We start from the raw sequence: 16,847 nt of genomic DNA, 5'->3' as shown, positions 1-16,847 counted from the left end.
GCAACAGTATCAGTGCCGGCGGGACGGTTCACGGCGGTCGCGGGACGGCGGGCTGGACTCAGGACCCGGGGTCACCTCTGGTCCCGCCTCCGGCGCCTGACCGGCCGTTCCACGGTTCAGCCGCCAGACGGCAAAGACGATCAGCCCCACAGCGATGAACGCCAACAGCAGGAACGTGTACTGCCGCATGGCCCACAGAATGCAGACGGCCACCCCTGCCGCGCCCCACCAGACGAAGAGCCGTTCCCCCAGTCCAAGGCCTGCCATGAGCAGCAGGGCAAAGAGCACCAGGACCCATAGCTGCTGCCCAGCGTTCCCGCCGAACACTATGCCGAGGCCGCTCAGCGAGAGCAACGCAGAGGCCGCGCCCACCAGGAACCGGCCGGCAGCCTGGTTGCCGGCGAAGTAGCGCAAGCCACCGAGGACAGCGGCCAGGACCACGTACCACTGGACAACCCAGAAGGGACTGGGAAGGTCGGTCAATAGCCGGCCTGTGCGACCTTCAGGCGCGTCCAGTTCGAAGATGGCAGCACGCTGGATGGCTACGGTGAGGAGCAACGCACCCACTTCGAGGGCGATCCGTCGCGCCCTTGCGGGTGCCTCCCTGTAGGACACCCCGACGGCGGCGGCCAGCACGGCGGCCGCCGTCCAGGACGTTGCATCGTGCCGGATTCCGACGAAGACCACCAGCATGAGGCCGAGGAACGCCGCACCGGCAAGCGACCAACGACGCACCGGCTCGGCCTGCAACGGGCCGCTGCGCATGAGCCGCACGGAATAGAGGGCGGCCGAAGCCACGCCCGCGCCGGTCAGCCATGGCAGGAATCCGTCCCAGACGCCGGGGACATCCTGATACGCCTCCGCCGCCAAGGCCACGGACCCGCCGAGCGCGGCCACGGCAGCCGGCGGATACAGGACCGGCAGATCCTCGATATGCGACGCGGTAAAGCACACGGTTGACAGGACCAGTACAGCCGCTCCCGCCACCCAGTCGGCCGCCAACGGCGAGATCAGCAGCCCAACACCGGCAAACGAGCCGGCGGTAACCAGCCAGAGCCAGTGCTCGACGTCCGCGTCGCCAGCGGTCTGTTGGTGACCATTCTGCGCGTGCCCGTTCTGAGTGAGCCCGTTCTGCCGGCCCGCGTTCTGCCGGTGTCGCAGGATGCCGGCAGCGGTTGCAAGCAGCGCACCACCCAGCAGAGTCAGGGCAGTGCCGGTGTGGCTCAGGACCGCAGTCACAAGGAACGTCCCGCCAAACGTGAACAGCGGGCCCAGGGCGACCACGCCGAACAGCGCCGCATACACAGCGAAGTAGCGGGCTCCGTTGGCATTGAAGAGTCTCCTGGCCACCACAGCAGCGACCAGCAGCAACAGCAGTTCCAGCAACACCACCCAGCGGCCGCCGTCGGCGTCCTGCGCCAGCAGCCCGACGCCGCCCGGCCTCGTCACGTAGACCAGCGGCAGCAAGGCTTGCCCGGCCAGGGTGATCCAGACTGCAGCCTGCTGGAAGGGGATGTCAGCCAGCCGTGAGCGCATCACCCAGCGGACGGCATGCTGGGCCGCGAGCACCAGGGCAAAGGTCACCGAAACCACAGTGGGCGACGCGGTGATGTCGTAGCTGAGGACCACCGCGAGGCCTGCCGTCAGCACGCGGGCCGCCACAAAGTACCAGCCCTTCCTGGCCCGCTGTCGCTCGGCCACCACCATCAGCGTGGAGTAGACCGCGAAGATACCCAGGATCAGTTCCACCCGAAGTGGATCGCCATCGCTGAAGACCAGCAGCACAACAAATGCAAACGGGGCCAACCAGACTGCACCCGCCACTCTGCGAAGGAAGTACCCCGAGGCCGCCGCGCCTAGGGCCACGAGTCCTGCAGCGGAGGTTTCCTGCCAGTCTGCGGAACCTGACTGCAAGAGGCTGGTAATGCCGGCCAACTGGAGAAGGAGCACTGCGCCCGCGTCAGCAAGAATCCCGCGGGGAGCTCGACGGCGGATGGCAGCCACCAGCGGAAAGCACAGCTGGAGTGCCAGCACGGTCACCAGGACCGTTGCCGGGTGGACCACTTCGTCCGCGATGACCACCGGGCCGCCGTCCCGCCGCAGCTGGTGAAAAGCTGTCAGGGCAAGTACGGTGGCTGCCGCCCTGGCGAACCACCAGTAGGCCCAGCGATGTTGGCGCAGGGGCAGACGAACCGCAGTGATGATCAGATACGCCACCACCAACAACAACGCCACGTTCCCGGCGCCTTGTGAAACGGCTTGGAACGCGACCGTCGCGGCGACCACGGACATACCCAGCGGCAAGGCCTCCCACACCGTTGCAACCCAGACCGGTTCCGTAGCCGGCCGTGGAACCACCAGGGCTCCGATGACAAAAGCGGCAGCAAGCTGGATGATCACGCAAACGGCTGTCAGGCCGTGGTCCGGCGAGGTCTCTATGAACGGCATCCCGACCAGAACCAGTGCACCCCCCGCACCGAAGACGCCCAAGGTTGCCTCCGGCGCCAACGTCCGCACGCCCGCGCGTTCCAGGAGCGCCGTAAGGAGTTGCTGGCACACGAGTGCCAGCAACAGCGCGAACACGGACGCCTCGGCCCGCCCGGGGCCGTCATCCATCACGGCCGCGACAGTTACGGGGACCGCACAGGTGAGGGCCAACCGGGACCCCAGAACCAACCGGCCGCGGAAATCACCAGCCGCAAAAACCCCACGGATCGCCCAGAAGCCGGCCGCGGCGAGCAGCATTCCGGCGAGCGGCCACGCGCCCATCGAAGGCGAAACTATGCCGGCCAAGACCAGTGCGGCCACGGGGGCCCATTCGGCCCGGCCGGCCCACTTGGCTGCCAGCACCATGCCCGTGGCCAACGATAAGGCCACCGGCACCCACAGCGGCACCGTAGTACCCGCTGCGACTGAACCGTAGCCGTCCATAGCGCGGAAGAAGCCGACAGCGGTCTCCTGAACGCTGAACGCCGTGGTGGCAGCGAGTTGCAGAGCAAACGTCGCCCGGGCATCAACCTGCCAGCGTTCTCCAGCGGCGTTTGGGCTGTTGCCGGCGGCGGACGAGCCTGCGTGCTGCTGGGGAAACCAGCCCGTCAGCCTGGCCGACAGAAACGCCAGCCCCACTGCCTGGGCGGCGAACAGTAGGCCGACGGAGAGCAGGGCATCGGAACCCCGGCCGGTCAGGTGCCAGATCTCGACGGCGGCAGCTACAGTCAGGGCGGCCCGTGCCGCATAGAAGTTGATCAGCCGGAACCGCCCCGGAACAGCGGCCATAAGGGCAAAATAGACTCCGCACATCCCGATGACCAACGCGTACTCAGCTTTGTCCAAGTGCAACGGCACGCAGGTCGCGGCGACGGCAACGGCCGGAACCACCAACGGGTGCAAGACCATCAACGGCCTGACATACACCGGCGGCAGCCAACGCGGCCGGGCAAGGGCAATGCCAGTTAGCAGCACGGCGACGGCTATGAGCGCAGCGAAATACCAGACGAGCGCGCCACCCAGGATTGAAACGCCGGAGAACGCTGTGGAAGCCACAAACGTGAAGGAAAGGTACACGAGAACCCTGCTCTCCAGCCGGACCGCCGCCGCAACATAAGCCGCGGTACCGATCAGCGACGTGATCAGCCAGGCAGACGGGCCGTGATGCAATGCGAAGTTGTACAGTGCCAGCCCGGTCACAGGAACCAGGGCAAGCCCGGTGCCGGTGAACGCCACGGCAGCAGGCTTCAGCCGCGGGACCCGGGCGTGCAGTACAAATCCCGCGCCATAGAAAAGCGCCGTGACTGCGCAGACTCCGGCAAAGCGCAACATGGGCGGAAGGCTGGTGCCGATGAAGAGTGCTGCGGCAGCCACCAGCAGCAGGCTGGCCACGTACAGCGTGATGTTGATGTTCTGCCGGTCCCGCTTTTCACGGCGGGCCTGGCGCTCAGCCGGTGTCTCCGGATATGTCTGGAACGAGGCGGCCGGAGACTGCGGCGGAATCCCCGGTGGCACCGACGCGGTGGGCGACGGCGACGATAAGGGCGCCAAAGGCGACGCCGGCACCAGGGAGATGCTGACGTCGGCGGGCACTGGCGTGGCCGGCGTGGGCACACTGCCGGCTGCCGCCGTCGTCGTACGCTGCCCCAGGGGCGGGCCCTCCCCCAGCCGTGAGTCGGCGTCAGCAGAACTTGGCGATTGCGTGGCCCCCGGACTTGGCTGGCCGGACGCCTGAAGCTTGGCCACGGCGTCAAGCCACCCCTGAAGGTGACCGGCGCGGTACCCCGCTTCATAAGATTCGTCCCTCACGGCGATCCCTTTCCAAGGACAGGCCTGCCTGCACAATTAATCCAGTGATTGGATTAATAGTAGCAAAGAACAGCCCCGCTGCACTAGCAGCGGGGCTGTTCCAAACTTCGCGTCAGGCCGTCAGACGGCGATCAGCTCCGTAATCAACAAGTAAATTACTTGATGATCTTGGTAACGCGTCCTGAACCAACGGTGCGGCCGCCTTCGCGGATAGCGAAGCCGAGGCCCTCTTCCATGGCGATGGGCTGGATGAGCGCAACGGTCATCTCAGTGTTGTCGCCAGGCATAACCATTTCCGTGCCTTCCGGCAGGGTGATAACGCCGGTTACGTCCGTGGTGCGGAAGTAGAACTGCGGGCGGTAGTTCGAGTAGAACGGGTTGTGACGTCCGCCTTCGTCCTTGGAGAGGATGTAGACGTTGGCCTCGAAGTCGGTGTGCGGGGTGATGGAACCCGGCTTGACGACAACCTGGCCACGCTCTACGTCATCACGCTTCAGACCGCGGAGCAGGAGGCCACAGTTCTCGCCGGCCCATGCTTCGTCGAGCTGCTTGTGGAACATCTCGATACCGGTAACCGTGGTCTTCTGGATCGGGCGGATGCCAACGATCTCAACCTCGGAGTTGATGGCGAGGGTTCCACGCTCGGCGCGGCCCGTTACAACGGTGCCACGGCCGGTGATCGTGAAGACATCTTCGATCGGCATCAGGAACGGCTTGTCACGGTCACGTACGGGGTCCGGAACGGACTCGTCAACCGCTGCCATGAGGTCCTCGACGGACTTGACCCAGATGGGGTCGCCTTCGAGGGCCTTCAGGCCTGAAACGCGAACAACGGGAGCTTCGTCGCCATCGAAGCCCTGAGCCGAAAGCAGCTCACGAACTTCCATTTCAACGAGGTCCAGCAGCTCTTCGTCGTCAACCATGTCCGACTTGTTCAGCGCAACCAGCAGGTAGGGAACGCCAACCTGGCGGGCGAGCAGAACGTGCTCGCGGGTCTGTGCCATCGGGCCGTCAGTGGCGGCAACCACGAGGATTGCACCGTCCATCTGTGCAGCACCGGTGATCATGTTCTTGATGTAGTCAGCGTGACCCGGAGCGTCTACGTGTGCGTAGTGGCGCTTCTCGGTCTGGTACTCAACGTGGGAAATGTTGATCGTGATACCACGCTGGCGCTCTTCCGGAGCAGAGTCAATCGACGCGAAGTCGCGCTGCTCGTTGAGAGTCGGGTACTTGTCGTACAGCACCTTGGAAATGGCGGCAGTCAGCGTCGTCTTACCGTGGTCAACGTGACCAATGGTGCCGATGTTGACGTGCGGCTTAGTCCGCTCGAACTTTGCCTTTGCCACAGGTTCCTCCTAGAACGTTTTCAAATGACTTACCCTTCAACCGCGCTTATCGCGGCAGAAACTCAGGCAAGTCTACTTGGGGGGCTTTGGATTGGTGAAATTGCAGATTCAGGAACTAATACTAGTCCCTCGAGCCTGTTCGTGCAGATGGCCGGGAACCGGTCTGGACCGGGACCCGGCCATCTGCACCAGGTGAGCTTCCGTTTACCGGAAGCGCACCCGAGTTTGTTCGCTGTGAAAGTCCGAAGGACTATTCGCCGCGGTTCTTCTGGATGATCTCGTCGGCAAATGCCTTCGGGACCTCGGCGTAGCTGTGGAACGTCATGGAATACACAGCGCGGCCCTGGGTCTTGGAACGCAGGTCACCGATGTAGCCGAACATGCCGGACAGCGGGACGTGCGCACGTATGACCTTGACACCCTGTGCATCTTCCATGGACTGCATCTGGCCACGGCGGGAGTTGAGGTCACCGATAACTTCACCCATGTATTCCTCAGGGGTGCGGACCTCTACATCCATCAGCGGTTCGAGCAGGATGGGGTTCGCCTTACGTGCGGCTTCCTTGAAAGCCATACGGCCGGCAATCTTGAACGCCATTTCCGAGGAGTCAACATCGTGGTAAGCGCCGTCAATCAGCGTCGCCTTGATGCCGACAACCGGGTAACCGGCCAGGACGCCGTCGTTCAGTGCATCCTGGATACCGGCGTCCACCGACGGGATGTATTCGCGAGGAATACGGCCACCAGTGACCTTGTTCTCGAACTCGTACAGCTCGCCCTCGGAAGTGTCCAGCGGCCCAATGGCAATCTGGATCTTTGCGAACTGACCCGATCCACCGGTCTGCTTCTTGTGCGTGTAGTCGTGACGCGCAACAACATTCTTGATGGTTTCGCGGTAAGCAACCTGCGGCTTGCCGACGTTTGCCTCGACCTTGAATTCGCGGCGCATGCGGTCCACCAGGATATCCAGGTGGAGCTCGCCCATGCCGGCGATGATGGTCTGACCGGTGTCCTCGTTGAGGGAGACCTGGAAGGTCGGGTCCTCAGCGGAGAGCTTCTGGATAGCCAGTGAGAGCTTCTCCTGGTCACCCTTCGTGTTCGGTTCGATGGCAACCGAGATCACGGGCTCCGGGAAGCTCATGGACTCGAGGACGATCTGGTTGCTGGAGTCACACAGGGTGTCACCCGTGGTGGTGTCCTTCAGACCGATCGCTGCGTAGATGTGGCCGGCGGTAGCGCCCTCAACGGGCATTTCCTTGTTGGCGTGCATCTGGAACAGCTTGCCGATGCGCTCCTTCTTGCCCTTGGTGGAGTTGACCACCTGGGCACCCGCTTCGACGTGACCGGAGTACACACGGATGAAGGTGAGCTGGCCGAAGAAGGGGTGCGCGGCAATCTTGAATGCCAGAGCCGAGAACGGCTCCTCGGAGGAAGGCGCGCGCGTGAGTTCCTTCTCTTCGTCGCGAGGATCGTGACCGATCATCGGCGGGACGTCGAGCGGGTTGGGCAGGTAGTCAACCACGGCGTCAAGCATCGGCTGAACGCCGCGGTTCTTGAACGCGGAGCCACAGAAGACCGGGTAGAGCTCAGAGTTGATCGTCATCTTGCGGATGCCGGCCTTGAGCTCCTCGACGGTGAGTTCTTCACCCTCGAGGTACTTCTCCATGAGCTCTTCGGTAGCGTCAGCCACCGTCTCAACGAGGGCAGCCCGGTATTCCTTGGCCTTCTCCAGCAGATCCGCGGGGATCTCCTGGACCTCGTACTTGGCACCCATGGTGACGTCACCCTTGGAGTCGCCCGGCCAGACCAGCGCGCGCATTTCCAGGATGTCGACAACGCCGACGAAGTCGTTCTCGGCACCGATCGGCAGCTGCATAACAAGCGGCTTGGCACCGAGGCGGCTGATGATGGTGTCTACCGTGTAGTAGAAGTCAGCGCCGAGCTTGTCCATCTTGTTGACGAAGCAGATGCGCGGAACGTTGTACTTGTCAGCCTGGCGCCAAACGGTCTCAGACTGGGGCTCGACACCTTCTTTACCATCGAACACGGCAACGGCGCCGTCGAGGACGCGCAGTGAGCGCTCAACCTCGACGGTGAAGTCAACGTGGCCGGGGGTGTCAATGATGTTGATCTGGTTGTTGTCCCAGAAGCAGGTCACGGCGGCAGACGTGATGGTGATGCCGCGTTCCTTCTCCTGTTCCATCCAGTCAGTGGTCGAAGCGCCGTCGTGCGTTTCGCCGATCTTGTGGTTCACACCTGTGTAGAACAGAATGCGCTCGGTGGTGGTGGTCTTGCCAGCATCGATGTGGGCCATGATGCCGATGTTGCGGACCTTACTAAGGTCTGTAAGCACGTCCTGTGCCACGGTGTCTCCCTTTCGGATGGACTACACGTTAGCCGCCGGCTCAGTCGAGCCGGCGGCGTCCGGGAAGTATTACCAGCGGTAGTGTGCGAAGGCCTTGTTGGACTCGGCCATCTTGTGGGTGTCTTCGCGACGCTTCACAGCGGCACCGAGACCGTTGGAGGCATCCAGGATTTCGTTCTGGAGGCGCTCGGTCATGGTCTTTTCACGGCGGGCCTTGGAGTAGCCAACCAGCCAACGCAGGGCGAGGGCGGTGGAGCGGCCCGGCTTGACCTCAACCGGAACCTGGTAGGTAGCGCCACCAACGCGGCGTGAGCGGACCTCGAGGGAAGGCTTGACGTTCTCCATGGCCTTCTTGAGGGCTGCCACGGGATCGCCGCCGGACTTGGCGCGGGCGCCTTCGAGGGCACCGTAAACAATGCGCTCTGCGGTGGACTTCTTACCGTCAACCAGCACCTTGTTGATCAGCTGGGTAACCAGCGGGGAGCCGTAAACCGGATCTAGTACGAGCGGCCGCTTGGGGGCCGGACCCTTGCGAGGCATATTACTTCTTCTCCATCTTTGCGCCGTAACGGCTGCGTGCCTGCTTACGGTTCTTCACACCCTGGGTATCGAGGGCGCCACGGACGATCTTGTAACGGACACCGGGGAGGTCCTTCACGCGACCGCCGCGAACGAGCACAATGGAGTGCTCCTGCAGGTTGTGGCCTACACCGGGGATGTAAGCGGTAACTTCAACGCCACCGTTGAGGCGCACACGTGCAACCTTACGAAGAGCCGAGTTCGGCTTCTTGGGGGTGGTGGTGTAAACGCGGGTGCAAACACCGCGGCGCATCGGGCTGCCGTTAAGCGCTGGAGCCTTGGTCTTTTTGACCTTAGGCGTGCGGCCCTTGCGGACCAGCTGGTTAATCGTAGGCACTCTCGTGTTCTCCGTTGGTTTGATCTCTACCTTCACACTCAGGCGCCAGCCTGAGCACAATGGTTTTGGCGTTGTTCCTGCAGCTGCGGCCTCTGGAAACTTGCGTAGGCGTGCAAAAGCGTGGCATTCGTTGCGCACCTTACCCGCAACCCGGAAACAAGCTCCACCCAGCATCATGAGAACAAAACCAAAATGATGCTGCGGCGGCCTTCATCCACTGCCACACAGAACAATTACACAAAGTTTAGCACGGCCGGATCCCGGCCTTTAAACGGGCGTATGCAAAAGGCCCCGCCGCCACAGAGTGGAAGCGGGGCCTTTCAATGCAATCGACTAGCGGAAATCGTTGCCGAGATCGTAGTCATCCAGCGGGATGGCGTGGAACTCAGGAGCTCCGTCGCCGCCCAGGGAGTCGTACGAGAAGTCACTGAACGCGCTGGGGCCGGTGAACAGGTTGGCCTTCGCTTCCTCAGTGGGCTCCACGGTGACCTCGGTGTAGCGCGGGAGACCCGTGCCGGCCGGGATCAGCTTACCGATGATGACGTTTTCCTTGAGGCCGAGCAGCGGATCACTCTTGCCTTCCATGGCCGCCTGCGTCAGGACGCGGGTGGTCTCCTGGAAGGAAGCTGCAGACAGCCAGGACTCGGTGGCCAGGGACGCCTTGGTGATGCCCATGAGCTCAGGACGTCCGGAAGCCGGAGTCTTGCCCTCGGACACAACGCGGCGGTTGGCCTCCTCGAAGCGGCTGCGCTCGGCGAGCTCGCCGGGGAGCAGATCCGATTCGCCGGACTCGATGACCGTGACGCGGCGCAGCATCTGGCGGACGATAACCTCGACGTGCTTGTCGTGGATACCGATGCCCTGGCTGCGGTACACGCCCTGGACTTCGTCCACCAGGAACTTCTGCGCGGCACGGGGACCCATGATGCGCAGAACCTGCTTGGGATCCACCGGACCGTTGATGAGCTTCTGGCCTACTGTGACGTGCTCGCCATCCTCGATGAGGAGGCGTGAACGGCGAAGTACCGGGTAGGCGATCTCTTCAGATCCGTCATCCGGAGTGATGACCAGGCGCATCTGGCGCTCGGACTCTTCGATGGCGATGCGGCCGGCTGCTTCAGCAATCGGTGCGACACCCTTCGGAGTACGGGCTTCGAAGAGCTCCTGGATACGGGGCAGACCCTGGGTGATGTCGTCGCCACCGCTGGCGGAAACAGCACCACCGGTGTGGAACGTACGCATGGTCAGCTGGGTACCGGGCTCACCGATGGACTGTGCGGCGATGATGCCGACGGCCTCGCCGATGTCCACGGTCTTGCCGGTGGCCAGTGAACGGCCGTAGCACAGGGCGCAGGTGCCGACGCTGGACTCACAGGTGAGTACGGAGCGGACCTTGACCTCGGTGATGCCGGCTGCGAACAGCTCAGCGATAACCACGTCGCCGCAGTCGGTGCCGCCGGCTGCAAGGACATTGCCCTTGGAGTCCACAACATCAACAGCGAGCGTACGGGCGTAGGCGCTGTTCTCGACGTTCTCGTCCAGGACCAGCTCGCCGTTGGCGTCCGGCACGGCGATTGCCGTGACCAGGCCGCGTTCGGTGCCGCAGTCCTCTTCGCGGACGATGACGTCCTGCGACACGTCCACCAGACGACGGGTCAGGTAACCCGAGTTGGCGGTACGCAGCGCGGTGTCAGCCAGACCCTTACGGGCGCCGTGCGTGGCGATGAAGTATTCCAGCACCGACAGGCCCTCGCGGTAGGAGGACTTGATGGGACGCGGGATGATTTCACCCTTAGGGTTGGCCACCAGGCCACGGATACCCGCGATCTGACGGACCTGCATCCAGTTACCACGTGCACCGGAGGACACCATGCGGTTGATGGTGTTCATCGGCGACAGGTTGTCACGCATCACCTGGGCGATTTCGTTGGTTGCCTTGTTCCAGATCTCGATCAGTTCCTGGCGACGCTCGTCGTCGTCGATCAGGCCCTTGTCGTACTGGCCCTGGATCTTGGCAGCCATGGTCTCGTAACCAGCGAGGATCCGCGGCTTGTCCTTGGGCACCTCGATGTCCGAGATGGCAACCGTAACGCCCGAGCGGGTGGCCCAGTAGAAACCGGCGTCCTTCAGGTTGTCCAGCGTTGCCGCCGTGACCACCTTCGGGTAGCGCTCGGCGAGGTCGTTGACGATCGTGGACAGTTCGCCCTTGTCCGCAACGTTCTCAACCCACGGGTAATCGGCCGGCAGGGTCTCGTTGAAGATAACCTGGCCCAGGGAGGTCTGGACGATGACCGGCTGGCCGGGCTCCCAGCCTTCCGGGGCTTCCCAGCCAGCGTAAGGAACGAAGCCTTCGAGACGGATCCGGACCTGCGAGTTCAGGTGCAGCTCGCGGAGGTCGTAAGCCATGATGGCTTCGGCAACCGAGGAGAAGACGCGTCCTTCGCCGGCTGAACCGACACGCTTGGTGGTCAGGTGGTAGAGACCGATGATCATATCCTGCGAAGGCAGGGTGACCGGGCGGCCGTCGGACGGCTTCAGGATGTTGTTCGAGGACAGCATCAGGATGCGTGCCTCCGCCTGGGCCTCGGGGCTCAGCGGCAGGTGGACTGCCATCTGGTCGCCGTCGAAGTCAGCGTTGAAGGCGCCACAAACCAGCGGGTGGAGCTGGATTGCCTTACCTTCAACAAGCTGCGGTTCGAACGCCTGGATGCCGAGGCGGTGCAGGGTAGGTGCACGGTTGAGCAGCACCGGGTGTTCGGTGATGATCTCTTCCAGCACGTCCCAGACCTGCGGACGGTAACGCTCGACCATACGCTTGGCCGACTTGATGTTCTGTGCGTGGTTGAGGTCAACCAGGCGCTTCATCACGAACGGCTTGAAGAGCTCCAGTGCCATCTGCTTGGGCAGGCCACACTGGTGCAGCTTCAGCTGCGGGCCAACGACGATGACCGAACGGCCGGAGTAGTCAACGCGCTTGCCGAGGAGGTTCTGGCGGAAACGGCCCTGCTTGCCCTTGAGCATGTCGCTCAGGGACTTCAGCGGACGGTTGCCAGGACCGGTGACCGGACGGCCGCGACGGCCGTTGTCGAAGAGGCTGTCAACAGCTTCCTGAAGCATGCGCTTCTCGTTGTTGACGATGATCTCCGGGGCACCGAGGTCAAGCAGGCGCTTGAGGCGGTTGTTGCGGTTGATCACACGACGGTAGAGGTCGTTGAGGTCGGAGGTCGCGAAGCGGCCACCGTCCAGCTGGACCATCGGGCGCAGTTCCGGCGGGATCACCGGGACAGCGTCCAGCACCATGCCGAGCGGGCTGTTGTTGGTGGTCAGGAACGCGTTGACCACCTTCAGGCGCTTCAGGGCGCGGGTCTTGCGCTGGCCCTTGCCGTTGGCGATGATGTCGCGCAGCAGGTCAGACTCGGCCTGCATGTCGAAGTTCTCAAGGCGCTTCTTGATGGCTTCGGCACCCATGGAGCCCTCGAAGTACATGCCGTAGCGGTCGCGCAGCTCGCGGTAGAGGCCTTCGTCGCCTTCGAGGTCTGCGACCTTCAGGTTCTTGAAACGGTCCCAGACCTGCTCGAGGCGCTCGATCTCGGCGTCGGCACGCTTACGCACGTTGGCCATCTGACGGTCCGCGGAGTCGCGGGCCTTCTTCTTGTCGGCAGCCTTGGCACCTTCACCTTCGAGGCGCGCGATCTCGTTTTCGAGGTCACGGGCGATCGTGGCGATGTCGGAGTCGCGGTTGTCGATCAGCTGCTTCTTCTCGATGTCGTGCTCAACCTGCAGGTTGGGCAGTTCCTCGTGGCGGCTGTCGGCGTCGACGCTGGTGATCATGTAGGCAGCGAAGTAGATGACCTTTTCGAGGTCCTTCGGTGCCAGGTCAAGGAGGTAGCCCAAACGGGACGGAACACCCTTGAAGTACCAGATGTGCGTGACCGGGGCGGCCAGCTCGATGTGGCCCATGCGCTCACGGCGGACCTTCGCACGGGTGACTTCAACGCCACACCGCTCGCAGATGATGCCCTTGAAGCGCACACGCTTGTACTTACCGCAGTAGCATTCCCAGTCACGGGAAGGGCCGAAGATCTTCTCGCAGAAGAGGCCGTCCTTCTCGGGCTTGAGCGTGCGGTAGTTGATGGTTTCCGGCTTCTTAACCTCGCCGTAAGACCAGCCACGGATGTCATCCGCGGTGGCGAGGCCGATCTGCATGAGGCCGAAGGAGGATTCGCTGGACATATGGTCCCTGTTCTCTCTTGTTCTCTAAATTCTGAAGTCTTGGTTACGGGAAGAGGGAGGTGATGTCCGACGGCGGGTGGTCACCCGCCGTCGGACATCAACCTGCTAAACCTCTTCTACGGAACTGGGCTCTGCACGAGACAGATCGATGCCCAGTTCTTCCGCAGCCGTGAAGACTGCGTCATCAGAGTCACGCATTTCAATTGTGGTTCCGTCCGTGGAAAGTACTTCCACGTTCAGGCACAGCGACTGCATTTCCTTGATCAAGACCTTGAAGGACTCAGGAACGCCCGGCTCGGGGATGTTCTCGCCCTTGACGATTGCTTCGTAGACCTTGACACGACCGTGGATATCATCCGACTTGATGGTGAGGAGTTCCTGGAGGGTGTACGCGGCGCCATAAGCTTCCAGCGCCCACACTTCCATCTCACCGAAGCGCTGGCCACCGAACTGTGCCTTACCACCCAGCGGCTGCTGCGTGATCATGGAGTACGGGCCAGTGGAACGGGCGTGGATCTTGTCGTCCACCAGGTGGTGGAGCTTCAGGATGTACATGTAGCCGACCGAGATCGGATCCGGGAACGGCTCGCCGGAGCGGCCGTCGAAGAGGCGGGTCTTGCCTGAGGAGTTGATCAGGCGGTCGCCGTCGCGGGTGACGTTGGTGGAGTCGAGCAGACCCGTGATTTCCTCTTCACGGGCGCCGTCGAACACCGGCGTTGCAACAGTGGTCTGGCCACTCTCGCGCGGCAGGTTCGGCAGCTGCTTCATCCACTCGGGCTCGCCTTCGATCTTCCAACCGGTCTTGGCAACCCAGCCGAGGTGCGTTTCCAGCACCTGGCCGACGTTCATACGGCCCGGAACACCCAGCGGGTTCAGGACAATATCAACGGGGGTACCGTCGGCAAGGAAGGGCATGTCCTCGATCGGGAGGATCTTGGAGATAACGCCCTTGTTGCCGTGACGGCCGGCGAGCTTGTCGCCGTCGGTGATCTTGCGCTTGGCGGCCACGTAGACGCGCACCAACTGGTTCACGCCCGGGGGCAGTTCGTCGTCGTTGTCGCGGTCGAAGACGCGGACGCCGATGACGGTGCCGGACTCGCCGTGCGGAACCTTCAGGGAGGTGTCGCGCACTTCGCGGGACTTCTCACCGAAGATGGCACGCAGCAGGCGCTCTTCCGGGGTCAGTTCGGTTTCACCCTTCGGGGTGACCTTTCCGACCAGGATGTCGCCGGCTTCAACCTCGGCACCGATGTGGATGATTCCACGCTCGTCCAGGCCTGCCAGGACTTCCTCGGACACGTTGGGGATGTCACGGGTGATTTCCTCGGCACCAAGCTTGGTGTCGCGGGCATCGATCTCGTGCTCCTCGATGTGGATGGAGGAAAGAACGTCCTCGGCAACAATTCGCTGCGAGAGGATGATGGCGTCCTCGAAGTTGTGGCCTTCCCATGACATGAATGCCACGAGCAGGTTCTTACCGAGGGCGAGTTCGCCCTGGTCCGTTGCCGGACCGTCGGCGATGATGCCGCCGACCTCGAGGCGCTGGCCTTCGTTCACCAGGACACGGTTGTTGTAGCAGTTGCCCTGGTTGGAGCGTGCGAACTTGTTGATGCGGTAGTTGGTTTCCGTACCGTCGTCGTTGAGCATGATGACGAGCTCAGCGGAGACCTCGGTAACCACACCGGCCTTCTTCGCAATGGTGACATCACCGGCGTCGACGGCTGCGGCGCGCTCCATGCCGGTACCCACGAACGGGGCCTCGGAACGGACCAGCGGCACGGCCTGGCGCTGCATGTTGGCACCCATGAGTGCGCGGTTGGCATCGTCATGCTCGAGGAACGGGATCAGGGCCGTAGCCACGGACACCATCTGGCGCGGGGAAACGTCCATGAACTCGACCTCGCCGGCGGGAACGAGCACAGGCTCGCCTCCACCACCACGGGCGCGGACCAGGACGGTCTCTTCGGCGAACTTCTTGTTCTCATCCAGCGGAGCGTTGGCCTGTGCGATCAGGACCTCTGCCTCGTCGTCGGCCGTGAGGTACTGGACCTCATCGGAGACAACGCCTTCAGCGACGAGACGGTAAGGAGTCTCGATGAAGCCGAACGGGTTGATGCGGCCGTAGGATGCCAGCGAACCGATCAGGCCAATGTTCGGGCCTTCAGGGGTTTCGATGGGGCACATACGTCCGTAGTGGGACGGGTGAACGTCTCGAACTTCCATGCCTGCACGGTCACGGGACAGACCACCCGGGCCAAGCGCGGACAGACGGCGCTTGTGGGTCAGACCCGACAGCGGGTTGTTCTGGTCCATGAACTGTGACAGCTGGGAAGTTCCGAAGAACTCCTTGATGGCTGCAACGACAGGGCGGATGTTGATCAGCGTCTGCGGCGTGATGGCCTCGACGTCCTGGGTGGTCATCCGCTCGCGGACAACGCGCTCCATACGGGACAGGCCGGTGCGGACCTGGTTCTCGATGAGCTCGCCGACGGCGCGGATACGACGGTTGCCGAAGTGGTCGATGTCATCGATCTCAACGCGCAGCTCGTGGTCCTGGCCGTCGCGCTTGCCCGTGAGGGTCTTCTCGCCGGCGTGCAGGGCAACCAGGAACTTGATCATGGCCACGATGTCTTCAACGTGCAGGACCGAAGCTTCCTTGTCGCCAAGGGAGCGGTCGATGCCAAGCTTGCGGTTGATCTTGTAACGGCCAACCTTGGCCAGATCGTAGCGCTTGGAGTTGAAGTACAGGTTGTCCAGGAGGGACTGGGCAGCCTCGACTGTGGGCGGCTCGCCCGGTCGCAGCTTCCGGTAGATGTCCAGCAACGCGTCTTCGCGGGTCTCGGTGGCGTCCTTCTCCAGCGTTGCGCGCATGGAGTCGTACTGGCCGAACTCTTCGAGGATCTGCCCTTCGGTCCAGCCGAGGGCCTTCAGCAGAACGGTGACGGACTGCTTGCGCTTGCGGTCGAGGCGAACGCCGACCTGGTCGCGCTTGTCGATCTCGAGTTCAAACCATGCACCGCGGGACGGGATGATCTTGGCAGTGAAGATGTCCTTGTCACTGGTCTTGTCGGCGGTGCGCTCAAAGTAGGCGCCCGGTGAACGGACCAGCTGGGAGACGACCACACGCTCGGTGCCGTTGACGACGAAGGTGCCCTTCTCCGTCATGAGGGGGAAGTCGCCCATGAACACGGTCTGCTGCTTGATTTCGCCCGTGTTGTTGTTCATGAACTCGGCCTTGACGTACAGCGGTGCCGAGTACGTTGCGTCCCGGTCCTTGCACTCGGCCATCGTGTACTTCGGGTCAGCGAACTCCGGATCGGAGAAGCTCAGGGACATGGTGCCCTGGAAGTCCTCGATCGGGGAGATCTCTTCAAAGATGTCCGACAGTCCGGACGAGGTGGCGACGCTGAGATCGTTTTCTTCGACGGCCTTCGCTACGCGCGCCTGCCAGCGTTCGTTTCCGACCAGCCAGTCGAAGCTGTCCGTCTGCAGGGCAAGGAGATTCGGAACGTCCAGCGGTTCGTGAATCTTTGCGAATGAGAGCCGGCGAGTGGCACCATCAGTGCTGTCGGCGGTGTTAGCGGTTTCGTTATTAGAGGTGCTCGAGGCGACCAAGAGGGATCCTTCCACAGACCTTCAGGCGTTTTCAGATCTCCCCCGCTGTGCACCCTGCGGAGTGACTCCGCAGTGC

At 62.9% G+C, this 16,847-nt stretch carries 7 protein-coding genes; all 7 read right to left on the bottom strand.

What is annotated here, in order from left to right; genetic code table 11:
• Positions 1 to 9: 9 nt before the first annotated feature.
• The gene (locus AU252_RS16840; protein ID WP_058931717.1) at positions 10 to 4,296 is read right to left on the bottom strand and encodes a hypothetical protein; all 4,287 of its coding nucleotides are present in this window, start codon (positions 4,294 to 4,296) and stop codon (positions 10 to 12) included.
• A 155-nt stretch (positions 4,297 to 4,451) separates the two neighbouring features.
• Positions 4,452 to 5,642 carry an elongation factor Tu gene (gene tuf / locus AU252_RS16835; protein WP_058931716.1) on the bottom strand — a complete coding sequence of 397 codons (1,191 nt, stop codon included), beginning with the start codon at positions 5,640 to 5,642 and terminating at the stop codon, positions 4,452 to 4,454.
• Positions 5,643 to 5,892: 250 nt separating this feature from the next.
• A complete protein-coding gene (gene fusA / locus AU252_RS16830; protein WP_058931715.1) occupies positions 5,893 to 8,007 on the bottom strand; it encodes an elongation factor G in 2,115 nt (704 codons plus the stop codon).
• Between the two features lie 69 nt (positions 8,008 to 8,076).
• Complete coding sequence (gene rpsG / locus AU252_RS16825; protein WP_011692813.1) at positions 8,077 to 8,547, bottom strand: 30S ribosomal protein S7; 471 nt, start codon at positions 8,545 to 8,547, stop codon at positions 8,077 to 8,079.
• 1 nt (position 8,548) lies between these two features.
• Positions 8,549 to 8,923, bottom strand: coding sequence for a 30S ribosomal protein S12 (gene rpsL / locus AU252_RS16820; RefSeq protein WP_011692814.1), 375 nt, complete (start codon positions 8,921 to 8,923; stop codon positions 8,549 to 8,551).
• Positions 8,924 to 9,256: 333 nt separating this feature from the next.
• The gene (locus tag AU252_RS16815) at positions 9,257 to 13,156 is read right to left on the bottom strand and encodes a DNA-directed RNA polymerase subunit beta' (protein WP_058931714.1); all 3,900 of its coding nucleotides are present in this window, start codon (positions 13,154 to 13,156) and stop codon (positions 9,257 to 9,259) included.
• Between the two features lie 105 nt (positions 13,157 to 13,261).
• On the bottom strand, positions 13,262 to 16,771 hold the full coding sequence (gene rpoB, locus AU252_RS16810) for a DNA-directed RNA polymerase subunit beta (protein ID WP_058931713.1): 3,510 nt from the start codon (positions 16,769 to 16,771) through the stop codon (positions 13,262 to 13,264).
• Positions 16,772 to 16,847 lie beyond the last annotated feature (76 nt).

The sequence above is a fragment of the Pseudarthrobacter sulfonivorans genome (assembly GCF_001484605.1).
Lineage (GTDB): Bacteria > Actinomycetota > Actinomycetes > Actinomycetales > Micrococcaceae > Arthrobacter > Arthrobacter sulfonivorans_A.
This window is presented reverse-complemented; position numbering and strand designations above follow the sequence as displayed.

Bases quoted from the DNA above. Each gene is read 5' to 3' on its own strand.
- AU252_RS16815 (WP_058931714.1), bottom strand. From the start codon at position 13,156: ATGTCCAGCGAATCCTCCTTCGGCCTCATGCAGATCGGCCTCGCCACC.
- rpsG (WP_011692813.1), bottom strand. From the start codon at position 8,547: ATGCCTCGCAAGGGTCCGGCCCCCAAGCGGCCGCTCGTACTAGATCCG.